Annotated in this window: 19 protein-coding genes; 15 read left to right on the forward strand and 4 right to left on the reverse strand. The window is 53.6% G+C overall.

Annotated elements, in window-relative coordinates:
• Positions 1 to 346 precede the first annotated feature (346 nt).
• The 14 genes from IFU31_RS21065 (at position 347) to IFU31_RS21135 (ending at position 10596) form a co-directional block, all read left to right on the forward strand.
• Complete coding sequence (locus IFU31_RS21065; RefSeq protein ID WP_192104525.1) at positions 347 to 679, forward strand: hypothetical protein; 333 nt, start codon at positions 347 to 349, stop codon at positions 677 to 679.
• Between the two features lie 87 nt (positions 680 to 766).
• Positions 767 to 1201, forward strand: coding sequence for an antirestriction protein (locus IFU31_RS21070; RefSeq protein ID WP_192104527.1), 435 nt, complete (start codon positions 767 to 769; stop codon positions 1199 to 1201).
• A gap of 48 nt (positions 1202 to 1249) precedes the next feature.
• Positions 1250 to 1816 carry a hypothetical protein gene (locus IFU31_RS21075; protein WP_192104529.1) on the forward strand — a complete coding sequence of 189 codons (567 nt, stop codon included), beginning with the start codon at positions 1250 to 1252 and terminating at the stop codon, positions 1814 to 1816.
• Positions 1817 to 2211: 395 nt separating this feature from the next.
• Positions 2212 to 2475, forward strand: coding sequence for a stable inheritance protein KleA (kleA, locus tag IFU31_RS21085; protein ID WP_192104533.1), 264 nt, complete (start codon positions 2212 to 2214; stop codon positions 2473 to 2475).
• A 110-nt stretch (positions 2476 to 2585) separates the two neighbouring features.
• A complete protein-coding gene (gene kleE / locus IFU31_RS21090) occupies positions 2586 to 2924 on the forward strand; it encodes a KleE stable inheritance protein (RefSeq protein WP_192104536.1) in 339 nt (112 codons plus the stop codon).
• 102 nt (positions 2925 to 3026) lie between these two features.
• Entirely contained in the window at positions 3027 to 3791 is a 765-nt protein-coding gene (locus IFU31_RS21095; protein WP_192104538.1) for a toxic anion resistance protein, read from the forward strand.
• A gap of 17 nt (positions 3792 to 3808) precedes the next feature.
• The gene (locus tag IFU31_RS21100) at positions 3809 to 4924 is read left to right on the forward strand and encodes a toxic anion resistance protein (protein WP_192104540.1); all 1116 of its coding nucleotides are present in this window, start codon (positions 3809 to 3811) and stop codon (positions 4922 to 4924) included.
• Positions 4921 to 5913, forward strand: coding sequence for a TrbC/VirB2 family protein (locus IFU31_RS21105; RefSeq protein ID WP_192104542.1), 993 nt, complete (start codon positions 4921 to 4923; stop codon positions 5911 to 5913). Before IFU31_RS21100 ends, IFU31_RS21105 begins: the two co-directional genes overlap by 4 nt.
• Positions 5914 to 6073: 160 nt before the next feature.
• Entirely contained in the window at positions 6074 to 6376 is a 303-nt protein-coding gene (locus IFU31_RS21110) for a TrfB-related DNA-binding protein (protein ID WP_192104544.1), read from the forward strand.
• A 2-nt stretch (positions 6377 to 6378) separates the two neighbouring features.
• Positions 6379 to 7149, forward strand: coding sequence for a ParA family protein (locus IFU31_RS21115; RefSeq protein WP_244657722.1), 771 nt, complete (start codon positions 6379 to 6381; stop codon positions 7147 to 7149).
• The gene (locus tag IFU31_RS21120; RefSeq protein ID WP_192104546.1) at positions 7146 to 8180 is read left to right on the forward strand and encodes a ParB/RepB/Spo0J family partition protein; all 1035 of its coding nucleotides are present in this window, start codon (positions 7146 to 7148) and stop codon (positions 8178 to 8180) included. Before IFU31_RS21115 ends, IFU31_RS21120 begins: the two co-directional genes overlap by 4 nt.
• Before the next feature lie 238 nt (positions 8181 to 8418).
• The gene (locus tag IFU31_RS21125; RefSeq protein WP_192104548.1) at positions 8419 to 9414 is read left to right on the forward strand and encodes a DNA-binding protein; all 996 of its coding nucleotides are present in this window, start codon (positions 8419 to 8421) and stop codon (positions 9412 to 9414) included.
• Positions 9415 to 9579: 165 nt separating this feature from the next.
• Positions 9580 to 9933 (forward strand): KfrB domain-containing protein, encoded by a 354-nt coding sequence (locus tag IFU31_RS21130; protein WP_192104550.1) that lies wholly within the window; start codon positions 9580 to 9582, stop codon positions 9931 to 9933.
• Positions 9934 to 9960: 27 nt separating this feature from the next.
• The gene (locus tag IFU31_RS21135; RefSeq protein ID WP_192104552.1) at positions 9961 to 10596 is read left to right on the forward strand and encodes an IncP plasmid survival protein KfrC family protein; all 636 of its coding nucleotides are present in this window, start codon (positions 9961 to 9963) and stop codon (positions 10594 to 10596) included.
• Between the two features lie 83 nt (positions 10597 to 10679).
• Here IFU31_RS21135 and IFU31_RS21140 read toward each other — a convergent pair whose 3' ends face one another.
• The 4 genes from IFU31_RS21140 to IFU31_RS21155 form a co-directional block, all read right to left on the reverse strand.
• Positions 10680 to 11165: a hypothetical protein gene (locus IFU31_RS21140; protein ID WP_192104554.1), complete on the reverse strand. Its 486-nt coding sequence runs from the start codon at positions 11163 to 11165 to the stop codon at positions 10680 to 10682.
• A 113-nt stretch (positions 11166 to 11278) separates the two neighbouring features.
• Positions 11279 to 11716 (reverse strand): conjugal transfer protein TraM, encoded by a 438-nt coding sequence (locus IFU31_RS21145; protein ID WP_192104555.1) that lies wholly within the window; start codon positions 11714 to 11716, stop codon positions 11279 to 11281.
• The gene (locus tag IFU31_RS21150) at positions 11716 to 12444 is read right to left on the reverse strand and encodes a nucleotide-binding protein (protein ID WP_192104557.1); all 729 of its coding nucleotides are present in this window, start codon (positions 12442 to 12444) and stop codon (positions 11716 to 11718) included. Before IFU31_RS21150 ends, IFU31_RS21145 begins: the two co-directional genes overlap by 1 nt.
• Entirely contained in the window at positions 12444 to 12857 is a 414-nt protein-coding gene (locus tag IFU31_RS21155; protein WP_192104559.1) for a TraK family protein, read from the reverse strand. Before IFU31_RS21155 ends, IFU31_RS21150 begins: the two co-directional genes overlap by 1 nt.
• 323 nt (positions 12858 to 13180) lie before the next feature.
• Here IFU31_RS21155 and traJ point away from each other — a divergent pair, with 323 nt between their 5' ends.
• Positions 13181 to 13558 (forward strand): conjugal transfer transcriptional regulator TraJ, encoded by a 378-nt coding sequence (gene traJ, locus IFU31_RS21160; protein ID WP_192104561.1) that lies wholly within the window; start codon positions 13181 to 13183, stop codon positions 13556 to 13558.
• Positions 13559 to 13578 lie beyond the last annotated feature (20 nt).

Genomic DNA, 13578 nt, shown 5'->3' on the forward strand with positions numbered 1-13578 from the left:
AGTCAGCCCCCCAAGTGTCATGGCTATTGTGTGCAGATCCTGTCTACCGGCGCTAACCAAGTGCTGGTCCAGAGTGCATCGAGGCAGTCAGCCCCCCAAGTGTCATGGTATTGCGTGCAGATCCTGTCTACCAGTGTTGACAAGGTGCTGGCCCATTCGCGCATCGAGGTAGTCAGCCCCTCAAGTGTCAATGCGCGGGTCATGGTTTTTACGCCAAATGGAAAGGCTTAAAGTCCGCAAATACTCGAATAGGAGTCCTTTTTTTGTTGTTAATTAGGTCTTAAAGACCTATAATGATTTACAGAGGCCAGGCAGTTTGCCCAGGTCAATTACCGGAGATTTTCCGATGAAAACAGTCAAAGTTGCCGTACTTCGTAACGAAACTGACCGCCTTTTCCGTCTGGCAAACAGTCACTATCACGCATGCGTGGGTGTCATTGAAGTGCAGCGTTGGCAGGCAATGGCTGCTCGGGTGCTGGACGAAACAGCACACCTAACGTGCAAGCGTGCAACTGCCTACGATCTAGCCCAATGGGCCGAGGCCGTAGACGTTCTTAAAGCCACTTTGGCAAGGTCGGCAGAGCGAGTTCAGCAGATCCAGACCGAGAAGCCGAAACCACCTGTTTTGCGCCTTGTGGCCGCGTGCGAACGGTATTCGCACAGCGACAAGATCCATTGAAATGCGTTGACATTATAGGTCTTTAAGACCTATAATTCTTTTGAAGGCCGGGCATGCTGCCCAGGTCAATACCGGGAAAAAATTCCGATGACAGCTCCAGTTCAGGACACTCCGATCGTTACTTGCACCATCGTTGCCGATGGTGATCGTTTGAACTTCCTTCCTACCTTTTTTGGGAAGTATTACATGGCCGCCGAAGGCTTGTTGTATACCCATGCTCGGAAGTTCGTGCAGGGCTACAACGGCGGTTTCTGGAATTACTTCACCCTCAGCAATGGCGGTTGTTTCGCTGCGCTGGATACCCAAGAAACCCAGCATATTGTCATTGCCGACAACTATTGCTCCGAGCATATGAGTGCAGAGGCTGCGGGTATCACCCTCACCCTGTTTGTGTTTGGCCGTCTGCTGGGCGCGAATATCCCTGAAAGCGAATCAGATAAGTTCATTGAGCTTTATCACAAGCTGCGCGATTTCGCTTTAGGGCATCCAGAGGCCCAAAGCATTTTGACAGCCATTGACTGATTGATGAGGCCCGGTTAACCACCGGGCCTTCTCGTAATGGGTAGATCCATGACATTCGATGAACAGGCTTGTCTAGTGCGTGAGCAGGCGGACAAAGCGGCGATAGCGCAATTACTGGCCCAGTACCCATGGGGCAAAGATGTTGATCCCCGTCCTGCTGGTTCCGTATCCGATTCAAACGCTGACCTTGAGCGTTTAAGCAGTGATCCAGCCAAGCGCAGGAAAAAGCTCAAAGCGCAGATAGCGTCCTATGAAAAGATGCTCGCGCGGTCGATAGCTAAGCATGACGACCTCAAGCGCAAAGGCTTGGAGGAAGTAGGCAACTACGATTTGATGGTCTGCTATTCCGGCAGACCTATCGACGCATGCAGGCACACTATGGAGCTTCACGAAGCCCATATTTCCTATGACCTAAGCGTTCTTGAGATACTAGACAGGGAGCTTGGGAAACTTGACACCAGTATCCCTGATGGTTTCAAGGAAATTGACGTTGTATTGACAGCCTTGGAAGCCTACCAGGTTAGAAAATGGGCCGAGGCAGCAGCCCCACGACTTGCACATGCCAGGGCAAAAGCCCGGTTGAACGCCAGAGTAAAACAGAGAGACAGCGCATGACTGATACGGTCAGGTTTGACATTAGACCGGAGTGTTTCCGGCCAGCTAGCGATTGGCAGCAACCTACCCCGGATGAAGTTCGGGAATTGCTTTTGCGCATTGATCCACCGAGAGGGCTTAAAGGAGCCGATGCAGCCCGCCTGCTTGGAATTCAGACAGGCCGACAGATCCGGCGCTGGACCGGTGGCGATGCGCCTATTCCCTATGCGGCATGGGCGATTTTGGCTGATATGGCTGGAATGCCGCGCATTTGGGTTGAACGCCAGGAGTAAATAATTTTAGCGGCTAAAATATGGACTTTAGCTAAATAAACTTTGCTTTGTAGGGCTTAAAGACCTATAATGTTCTTGAAGGCCGGGCACAGTAGCCCAGGTCACTACCGGAGACGGAACCCGATGAATCACCAACTTATCATGCCGTGGATTGATCTTCTGCCAGGGGTTGGAAAGACCGACTTGCAGCAGCGCCGCGACACCATCCAGGAGTTGAGCCGACAGGCTGCCGAAGCAACGCATAACGCTCAGATCCTTGTACGCAAGGCGAAAGAACTCAGAGAGCGGGCAAGCCTTGCAGCTTGTACCCTTGAGGGTGACGCCAAAGGGAAGTTTTCGGCAGACACTGTAGAGAAGGCGAAAAACCTGGCTAATCCGCCACGGTGATTGAAGCGCCCCGGATCGCTCCGGGGCACTTGACCCGATGCGGACACATCAAGCCCAAGCCAGGTGCTTGCAAACAGCATGTTCATGCAAACGCATGGGAGGGTCAAGTAATGGCTAATAACGTATTCAAATTTCCAGGTGGTCAGGTTGCGCGCGAAGCGCTCAAGTCGCCGCCTGCTGATGCAGCACCTAAGAAGCCTCAAGATTCGCCAGGCGTTGCTAAAAAAATGTCCTCGGGCATCGTCAAGGTTCTATGGCTTGCTACTGCTCTGGTATGGCCTGTTCTGCGCTGGTTGCTGGCCCTCGACGTGGCATTTCAATTTGCGCTCATGGTCTGGCACTGGGACAACCCGGCGAGCCATGCAGGCTGGACATTCGCCCTGCACTTCGCGGTCATGGTGGCTTTGACGTTCTTTGTTTCAGTTTTTAAGCCAAAAGACGTGAAATAAACGATATACCGAATAAATATCATTTTAGCGGCTAAAATCCTTTGACGGTTGCCGGTAGTTTAGCTAAACTTTTAACCATTCAACGGCACCGAGGGTTGCGAAATGACGGATATGATCGCGGAGCTAAAGGCAGATGTTTTGCCCGCTCTGTTCAAAGGGGATGCCTCAGCTATTGGCGAATACGGCGGCGGCACCTCGGCTGTTGCTCTCAATGATTTCTCCAATCTCATGGAAGCTGGTTCCGTTTCGGCTCTGGCTGACCGGATCAGCGGGATCGTTGCAAAGCTTTCCGAGGCCGATCCTCAGCGGATAGCGAAACCGGCAAATTGGCTGGAGCGCTTCACAGGTTCCGCTATTGAACGCCAGGCAAAATATACGGCTGCGCGCAAGTCACTCGACAGCCAGATTGCTGATACGGAAGCCGTTGCGCAGCGCGTTCGCGATACCGTCGCAGCGCTTACCAAAATGGTTGCCGGTCACGCTGATGAGGCTCATAAGCTGAAAGCTTACATTCAGGCTGGCCGGGAGTTTCTTGACGAGAACCCGGATGCAGGCCGAGTGCTTGACGGGGATATGGAGTTTGACCGACCGCGAGAGCGCTTTGCGCGCAAGCTGGCCAACCTCGCAACTCTGCTGTCTTCACACGAAATGAGCGTTATGCAGATGAAGCTCACCCGTGCAAGTGCGGTGGATATGCTTGACCGATTCAATGAGACGGTATCGGTACTGGTTCCCGTCTGGCGTCAACACACGCTTTCGCTTCTGACCACGAAACACATGGATCAAAAAATGGTCGCGGAGGCTACCAAGGCCCATCAAGCCTTGATGCGTAGCCTTTCTCAAAGCCTGGAAGGAATCGAGAAATGAACACGGAGACGAACAGCATGAAAACAGAATTGGCCCAAGTCGCAAAATTTGACCTCACCCCTGCCGTTCTTGACGGGCTTGGTCTTCAATCTGCTGACCTGGTGGAAGTCGAGCAAGTAGCTCAACGAATCCAGGCTGACAATCCTGCCAGTGTTTCCGAGTTTGGCCGTGACGTTGCAGAACATACTTCAAGCTATGCCGATAGCCTTCTGGATCAAGTGCGTAACTCCGATCTGGACGCAGCCGGTGCCAAACTGACAGAAGTAGTAACCATTGCGCGCGGGTTGAACATAGGCCCGCTGTCTGACAAGCGTTCGCGACTTCCGATCATCGGTCGATTGATCGACAAGGTACGACTGAAATCATCCAACGTCATGGGGCAGTTCGATACGACCCGTGAACAGATTGACAGCCTGATTGCCGAGGTTCAAACGACCCAAAGCAGCGTTGCTACCCGCAACGTGGCATTGACCGAGATGTTCCAGGCAGTCCGTGAGGAACATCGTTTGCTTGGCGTCCACATCGCGGCAGGTAAGGTTCGGCTCGCTGCATTGCAGGCCGATGCTGACCAGTTGCGCGGCAATATCGGTAATAACCCTGGCCGCGTCCAGGAGCTGGCCGACCTCGATGCCATGATTTCTAACCTGGATAAGCGCATTGGCGACCTGATGGCCTTGCAGCATTCAGCAATGCAGAGCTTGCCGACTATTCGCATGATTCAGGCCAACAACCAGATGCTGGTTGATAAGTTTCATACCATCCGGGAAATCACTGTGCCCGCGTGGAAGCGGCAATTCATGCTTGCCCTCAGCCTTAATGAGCAGCGCAATGCCGTTCAACTGGCTACGACTATCGACGACACGACCAATGACTTGCTGCGCCGCAATTCGGAGCTGCTGCACCGGAATTCTGTAGAGACGGCCCGTGCTAATCAGCGACTCGTGATTGACGTTGCAACTCTCAAGGAAGTGCAAGACAACCTTATCAAGACAGTGGAAGACGTAATTCGGATTCAAACCGAAGGCGCTCAACACCGCAAGACGGCAGAAAAGCAGATTGAGGCAATGCGGGGTGACTTGCGAAAAAAACTTACTCGCCAGTCGGACGTTAAAGACGTGAGGGAGGCTGTATGACTACATCAGGTAATGAGAACAAGGCTGACCAGGAGCTGCGCGATGAGGTCGTCAAGCTTTACAGCCGGGGCTACAGGCTCACCGGATGGGCTGTAAAGCTGGGTTTAGCCACTTTGGCGGCGGTGGTGATTGGTGGAGTCATGACCTGGCTTGCTCATACCGCACTGCCGGTTGAAACGCTCAAGGAAATTGACGTTCCTGCGTCTGTGTTGAACAGCTTTTCCACCTCGATACCACATAGCAGCAGTGAAGGCGGGCAAAGTAGTTCTGATCTTCCCTTTGTGGCCGTTTCCGACCAGCTGACAGGAATGACGTCATTCATGGTCGGGCCTGTTGCTTTCGTGCTTGGCACGCTTCTGCTTTTTGGTTGCGGCTTTCTCATGATTTTTGGCGGTGAGCTTGGATCACTTTCAAGTCTTGCGCGTATGGGCGCGGCGGCAGGGGTTATGATTATCGCATCCAATACCGTTTCGGCCATCACGGGATCGGACAACACAAGCCAGGGTACTGCGGAGCCGTCACCTCGGATTGCTTTTATGGAAGCCGTCGATAAAAAATTATTGAATATCATCGAGCGCGAGTTACCTGCGCGTCAGACTCTCGACACTGATTACGTCCGCGCTCAGGTTCAACTGTTGAGCAAGCAAAAAGACTCGCAAGTCGAACTGTATAAGCGCGTGTCAAGCGGACTCGCCGGCAAGCCGGATTTTACGCCAGATGAAAAGGTCGCTTACCTGATCGACGAGGCGGCATTCAACCAGGCGAAGACGGATATTGCCCGCAAGTACCTGGACGAACGTATGCAGCATTCAGCGGCGCGGTCTGCTTGGGCAAAGGTTGCATTCAACCTGTCTGCAATCTTATTGATTCTGACAGTCGCGATTGGGTGGCTTGCTCGCTCATTAGCAAAGCGGGTTCATCGGATTGACGCCGAACTGGCGAAAGAACTGGACGCGAAGCGCAAGAAGCTCACACCAGCAGCAACATAGCAAAGGCCCTTCGGGGCCTTTTTTATTTAGCTAAATAAATGAATTTTAGCGGCTAAAATTCTTGACCTGACATATCACTTTAGCTAAACTTCTAGGCATGCAGCGGCGGACACCGCTTTGTTCAATTTGCCAGGTGCGGAGCTAATTATGGGTACGATCCATGAGCAAAAAAACCATGACCGAGGCTCAGTTTGCGGACACAACCAAAGACCTGAATGTCTCGCCTCAGACGCTGGAGATAGCGCGCGGGGTGTTAGTGTTGGGCAAGCCTCAATCGCAGTATGCGCAGGATTTGGGGCTAACAGCGGGGGCAATATCGCAGGCAGTGCGTCGGGTGTGGTCAGCGTTCCAGGAGCAGAGCGCAGTCCCGAGCGGGTACGAGCGGGTAACAGCAATCCTGCCAGCGCATCAGGCGTTCATAGTGAAAAAGTGGGTCCAAGCGGGCAAAAAACCGGAATCTTGAAAATGAAAATGAAGACACTGGCAAATGCGATTCAGAAGGGCGGTCAAGGAAAGACTATGGCGACCTGCCACCTGGCGTTCGATGGAGCGCGCCGTGGGCTGCGCGTGGTTGTGATCGACCTCGATCCACAAGGTAACGCGAGCTATACCCTGGAAGCCCATTCGTGCGGCCTGTTCGCTAGCCAGATGTTTGACGAGTCGCCAAATCTGGTGCCGTCCTTTTTCGCTGATCGCGATAACACCGGCATTACGCTGATCCATAACGACGATGGCCTGGCTAACATCGAAAAGCTGGAGCTGGAAGACGCCGCAACCTTGCTGCGCACCCATGTAGACGCTCTGTCAGAGTTTTTCGACGTGTGCCTGATCGACACCCCGCCTTTCCTCAGCAACGTCATGGCATCGGCTCTGTTGAGCGCAGACTTTGTTATGTCGCCGGTTGAAATGGAGCCATACAGTTTGCAAGGTATGGAGAAAATGGTTGCTGTCATTCAGAACCTTCGCGAAGCAAATCCGGCCCTGCAATTTATTGGCATGCTCCCAAACCGTTACAACGTGAAAATTCCGCGTCATGTCGAAAACATGAAGATCCTGCGTGCCGAATACGCAGACCTGGTTATGCCTTTCGACATTCGCCAACGTGACAGCATTGCGGAAGCACTGGGCAATCAGATCCCCGTGTGGAAGGTCAAGAAGACCGCCGCCCGTGACGCGACGAAAGAGGTTCGTGTAATGACTCAGTACGTGTTTGAAAAAATGGAGGTGATCCAATGAGCGCCAAGCCCGATAAGAAGCCCCAGGAAGCCGCTGTAGCCCCCAAGAAGCCGGGCGGTATGGGATTGGGTGGCATGAAGCTTTCGGGCCTCCTAAAGCCTCAAGCGGCCACCGTGGCGGATAGCGCTCTTAAAGAGCTGCCCCTGGACGTGATCGACGAAGACGCCGATCAACCGCGGCTTGAGGACAACCCAGGTTTTCGCCCGGAAATGATCGCTGAAATTGGCGGCACCATTAAGGCTCGGGGAGTCAAGCAACCTATCTCTGTACGGGAGAGTCCCGACGCTCCAGGGCGCTATATTATTAACGATGGTGCGCGTCGTTTTCGTGGTTCAAAGTGGGCTGATAAGACGACTATTTGGGCGATCATTGACAATGATTTTGTGCCTGACGACCAGGTAGTTGCCAACATCCAGCGCGAAGGCCATACGGCCCGGGAAATTGCCAAGCTCATTGGTCAGCGTATGGCCTCGGGCATGAAGAAAGGCGAAATTGCTAAGCGCTGGGGTAAGTCTAATGCGTATATCACCCAGCATGCCGCGCTGCTGGATCTACCGGCTCCGATTGCACAGGCATTCGACTCAGGCCGCATTGCTGACGTAACACTGGTCAACGAGCTGGTGACTGCCCACAAGTCCAACCCTCAAGAGGTTGCAGACTGGCTTGCAGACGAGAGCCAGGAAATCACGCGAGGCTCGGTGAAGCTGCTGCGCGAATTCCTGCAGGACGGTAAAGAACGCGATCCGAACACCGTGGACGCATTCAACGACAAAACCGACGCAGAGCTTGATAGCGAGGGTGAGGGTGAGGGAGACGTACCGCCCAAGAAGAAGACGGAGCCGAAGGAAGAAGACCCTACCAAGATCAAGAAGGCAATTGTCCAGGTCGAGATTAATGGCGACCTTTGCCGCCTGATTTTGACCAAACGACCAAGTGACGGTGATGTTGCCTGGTTCAAAAACGAAGTCAGCGGCGAAGAATTTGAAGCGAGTCTTGCCTCTGCGAAGCTGGTTGCTTTAGTCGAAGGCTGATTTGTCGAAGCTGCGCCGGATGCCTGGCGCAGCTCCTATCAGGACAAGTAAGAAGGGGTCGGGGATGAATAATCCGAACGTAAGTGAGAAGTACAAGCCGTGTCATGCGTAACCCCCACTGATCGAGCACAAACAACCGCCAGGCCCGTCCGCCACCTGGCGGTTTTTTTTGGCCTAAATAATAGGAATAATTTGATAATAAGAATATTATTATTATTCTTACTATGAGGATGTACCGATGGATACCAGCGTGAGCAAAGATATTCGGGATCGTATCTGGTCAGCGGCTGACTTTCTTTACGACCAGGCTGGCCGAGGCGATGTTAAGCCCACGGTGGACGCAGTACGGCGTCACGCTAAGGCAAACATGAATGACGTCTCCCTGGTCATGAAGGATTGGCGCGAAGCTCAGAAGGCCACTGTCAAATCAGTAGCCATCGAGGTTCCAGAGCCGCTGGCCATCATGAGTGCGCAGACCCTTGGGTCTATGTGGCAAACAGCACAAGACCACGCTAATGACTCGCTGCGCGCCGCCCAGGCGGGCTGGGATATTGAGCGTATGGAGGCCGATGCCTTAGCCCGCCAGATCAGCCAGGCATTTGACGATCAAGCAGCCGTCCTGGAAGTCGTCGAGAGGGAAAATCTGCGTCTAACCGATTTGAGCAGCAGCCAGGCTCAGCAGATCCAGGCTCTGATCGAGCAGAACCAGGATCTTACTAACCGGCTTGGCGAAGCTAATCATGCCGCTAGTCAGGCCAAAGTCAGAGCCGAAGAAATCGAAAGCCGCGCCGTGGAGCTGCGCAAGGAGCTGGATCATGCCCATGTTCTTGCAGAGCGGGTACAAGCCCAGGCAGAGCGCGACCGTACCGAACATCAGAAGCGGTTCGACGACCTCAAGACCGAGCGTGATGAGGCCCGTCAGGCCCATGCTACGGAGCTGGGCAAGTATCAGGAACGACTTGATAGCTTTGCTGCTGATCGGGACGCAGCCCGCAGTGAGCGAGACGAGGCGCGGCGTGAAACAAATTCCGAGCGCGAAGCTCGCATGAGTGAAGTTGGGAAGCTGCTGGAGAAGGTTGAGACATTGACCCAGGATCGCGACGAGGCGCGGAAAGAGCGTAACGAGGCCAATGCTGAAACTAGAGCTGCGCGGGAGAATGCAGCCAAGCTTTCTGGGGAGCTGGAAGGGATGAAAACCCAAATTGCCACCAGTAAGAAAACACCAAAAACCTAAGCCTGATAGGGATTTGCGTCACTGGGCAGGTGCAAATAAGCCTTATTTATCGAACAAAGATTGTCTAGAATGAAGGAGACGATTGAGAAATCGGACGATGCGGAGCGTTTTTTGCTTTGCCAAGCACTTTACAGTCATCGCGGTGCAGCGATTACGGAGCGATAAATGAAACAGCGCCTCCTTGTGATGAACGGGCAGAAACTCGTTCAGGATGAGAAAGCGCCTGGGAAGTGGGAAACCGTGAATGTCGAGAAAGCCGGTGCCTTAAAACCGGCCATTTACAACATACATCAGTCCCAACAGGCCGACAAAGCGGCTGCGCACAGCGGCGTGATTGTTCACGCAAATAAGGAAAGTATTTACCAGCAAGTAGGACGCGATTTTGTGCAGCATAACCGCTCAGATTTCGATAAAGTACCTGAAATTGGTAGCGCAAAGACCATCACCTACAGTGGCGATTCGGGCCGCGCAAAGGTGGACACCCCTGCACAAACACAGAGTAGGGGGGTGAAGCGCTAATTTTAGCCGCTAAAATGGAGTGCCCTTATGAATGTTGCCGGTGACAAAAGACAGAAGCCCGTTAAGCCTTCTGACGTGCCAAGCAAATCGACAGCTACGGTTTCATCCGAGGCTGATGCCCTGCAACAACAAGCCGAGGACGCTCATAGCGAGCAGCAAGCGATATTGGAGACCTCCCCGGTGGAGTCCCTATATACAGCCGCTCTTGCGGCACACGTTGAAGCCAAGCATGACCAGGTTGAGCGTATCGAAGATCGCTTAGAAGGCATGATTGAGCAGCAGGAAGCGAAGCTGCACCAGCTTGAGGCGAAGCAGCCGGGTATTTTGTCCATGCCAAGTACCAGGGCCAATTGGCAGAGCCAGGTGCAGCAACAGCAAGCCTTGCTGCAAAAGCTGCATGATCGGTTAGAAGGCGTGCGAGAAGTCAAGGACGGTATGGGGCTACATGGCCCGCGTGTCGAAGAACTGGCGACCAGGAAGCTAAGGCAGGCCGAGCCAGAGCTAGCCGAAGGGTGGGATGAAATGCGTGCTGCGCAACGAGCGCATGAGGCGCTGATGCGCAAGAACGATCAGGCGAAGCGGCTCAAGGTCGAGCGAGAGCAGGCCGCTACCGTAGGGCGCGGACAAACTCAATCGCTCAGTTTGAATCGTTCGCACGGTTAGCATTCAGGACGCTAAGGGCCACAGCTAACCCGGCTGCGGCCCGCTGCCTTTGGTTGCCTAACGCATATATGCGTTAGCTAGCACTAGGCATATCCGCGTGCAGCTTCTTTCGCCTTTTCGGCATAAGCCTCGCGGTAGCGCTCGCGGATTGCTGTCATGTCTGAGATCAAAGCTTGTATCTGCGGGCCGAGCTGTTTTTCAAGGTCGCCCAGGTCAGAAGGGCTGACTGTTGATTTGTCAGCAGCGGTTCGTCCTGGCGTACCAAACGCTTTTAATGCTGCCCTCACATCAACCCCGCGACCGATCAGCCTTGAGCACAGATGCTCAGCCACCGTTGGGGTTATATCCATGCCAATGCCCTGCGCAGCCATCAGAGCTGAAAACAACAGCCCGCGCTTACAGCGCTTGTGGGCAGCAGCGACCTGCGCGCCGCATCGCCCGGCCATAGCTTTCGGATCGCCCAGGCCGCGCTCCAGGTATGCCAGAAAGGATTCCAGCAGTTCTGCATAGGCAGTTTCGATTTCGGTTTCATAGGCGCTGATGAGGCTGGCCCGGTCAGAAATCTGCATTGTGGAGGCTCCAGATGATTTGTTTAATAACCTAACACATATATGCGTTAGGCAGCGCTCGGGCGTCAAAAAAAACCGGCAAATTGCCGGTTTTGTCCTGGACGGGAAGGGCTTTAATGCAGGGACGACCAAGCGACAAGCAGTGCCGCGATCAGCGTCAAGACCGAGGCTGAAACACTCAGCACGGCAAGATTTCGCGCCGATTGGGCGGGTGCTTCTGTGCGCTTGATTGCCTTGTCAAACTCGGCCTGCATGGCTTTGGCCGCTTCGCTTGCGCTCGCCCTCATAAGCCCCGCCATTGCTTCTTTGCTAGCCGACAGTGACGCATTCAAAATGCGTTCTGCCTTGTCTTTCGCGTCATTCCCCCACTGATACGCGATGCCTTCAAGCTCAGTTTTAAATTGTTCCAACTGCGCTTCTTGAGCCTTGGCACCCTCAGCCAGTAGCCGGTTGTTGAGGGTGTAAAGGATCATGATCGGGTCATCTTTGCCAACAGAAATGCCGTGGACGCGAAAGATTTCTTGCCGGAGGCTTTCCAGATCATCGGCCATCAGATTACCCCTGCTGTCTCCAGCTGGTCGAACAACCGAGTACGGATCAGCTTGAGTCGTTGACGGTTCATGACAGTGAGGTCAGGGTTTGCCAGTGCCTGATCGAACGTGATTCGATCCTGGAGCGTCTGGCTCAAGTCCTTCCCGAACGTATCAGGGTCAAGGTTTGGAACGTGGACAATTGAGCTGATGCGCGCTTTGTTGTCCTTGTAAGCCTTCATCTGCTCAAAGGGCTTTCCTTCATGCTCAATGGCTCCCCAAAACGGGTTGAGCCATACAACAAAAGACGCTTCCTGCGGGAACTGGCTGGCAAGCTGACCCAGGCCCGACACGGTGTCTACCAGAGCTTGGCCGCCAGTTACTACCGTGTGAATCACAAGATCGTGGCCCATTTCCTTAATCAGAGCTGGCACCTGGTTACTGATGAGGTAATGGGTCAGCGGGACAAACGACGACGAGCCGTTATCAATGATGATGTCGCAGTCCGTTGTGGCGATAAGCTCAATGAGGTTATCGAAGTTTCGGGGGTTGATTTGCTTCTGGTCATTCATGATTTCCAGCCGCTGCACATTTAGAGCTGAATAACCCGCGAACGTAGCGTTGACCGGATCGGTATCAATGCACGTCACCTTGCGTTCTTTGAACTCATAGAACTGCGCAAGGGCCGAGCAGCCGAAAGACTTGCCTACACCGCCCTTGCCCTGGAGCATCACATGGATAGTTGCCATTACAAATAGTCCTCTTTATTCGGTTTTGGGTCGAAAGCAAATCCAGTTGAAGCCGGTGGCTGGGGGCTGGACTGCCTCGGTTCCTTCGCGCGCGGGGCAGGGGCAACCGCGCTCTTTTTCTTGCTACTGCTGTCGGCGCTTTGTTGTACCTGGCCCTCAGCGGTAGACGATTTCTGACTGCGTTTCGGAGCCAGAATCAGGCTGTTCACATAGTTGCGAAAAGCCTGGTAGCCGAAGCTAACTTTCCCTTCTTCATGCAGCGTTTCCCAAATCGTTCTGACCGGCCAGCGGTTGTCTAGCGCGTCGGTTATCTCGCCTTTCAATGCCAGAAAGGTGCCCCGGTTCTGCGCGCCGACATTGGTTTTCTTGTTCTTCATCCGCTCAGCGATCCGCTCTGACAGATTCTTAGCCATGATCTTCATGCGTTCCTATAGCGATCTACTGCCGTTGTTCTGCCGTCATTCTACCGTTGTTTTGCCGAACACACCGTTGTTTTACCGTGCTTTTGCTTGGATTGCGAGCAAAAAACACCGCTTATACCGAAAACAACGGTTCGTGTTCGGCCCTGTGCATGGTATTGTTTTGGAGTATCAACGGCGATTAGCCGGGCAAGATAGGTGAAGTAGGCCCACCCGTAAACGGGTGTTCCTTCTCCACTTCCCTTATTCGCACTTCGTGCTCAACGGGGATCTTGCTCTGCGAGGCGTCGGCTACCGCCGACAGAAGCGAGAAGCAAATGCCAGATCAACAGCCTGAAAATCAAAAGCCAGTTACGCGCAAAAGCAGCCCTCCTTTGAAGGTGTATTGCTTGCCTTCGGAGCGGGCAAAAATCACAGCCAACGCCAATGCAGTTGGCCTGCCGGTATCCAGCTATTTGCTGAATGTCGGCATTGGGTACGAGATTAAAAGCACCCTAGACAGCCAGCTTGTAGGCGACCTTGTGAAAGTAAACGCCGACCTCGGGCGTCTTGGTGGTTTGCTCAAGCTATGGCTTACGGATGATAAGAAGTTGGCAGCGGCAGGGCACACGCTGACAGAGGCCACCGTGCGCGCGTTGCTAAAGCGGATTGAGGAAACCCAAGCCGTCATGTTTGAGTCGGTCAAAAAGCTATGAATTTTTTAGCCGCTAAAATT

It is taken from the genome of Pseudomonas sp. CFBP 13602, assembly GCF_014842725.1.
GTDB classification, from domain to species: Bacteria; Pseudomonadota; Gammaproteobacteria; order Pseudomonadales; family Pseudomonadaceae; genus Aquipseudomonas; species Aquipseudomonas baltica.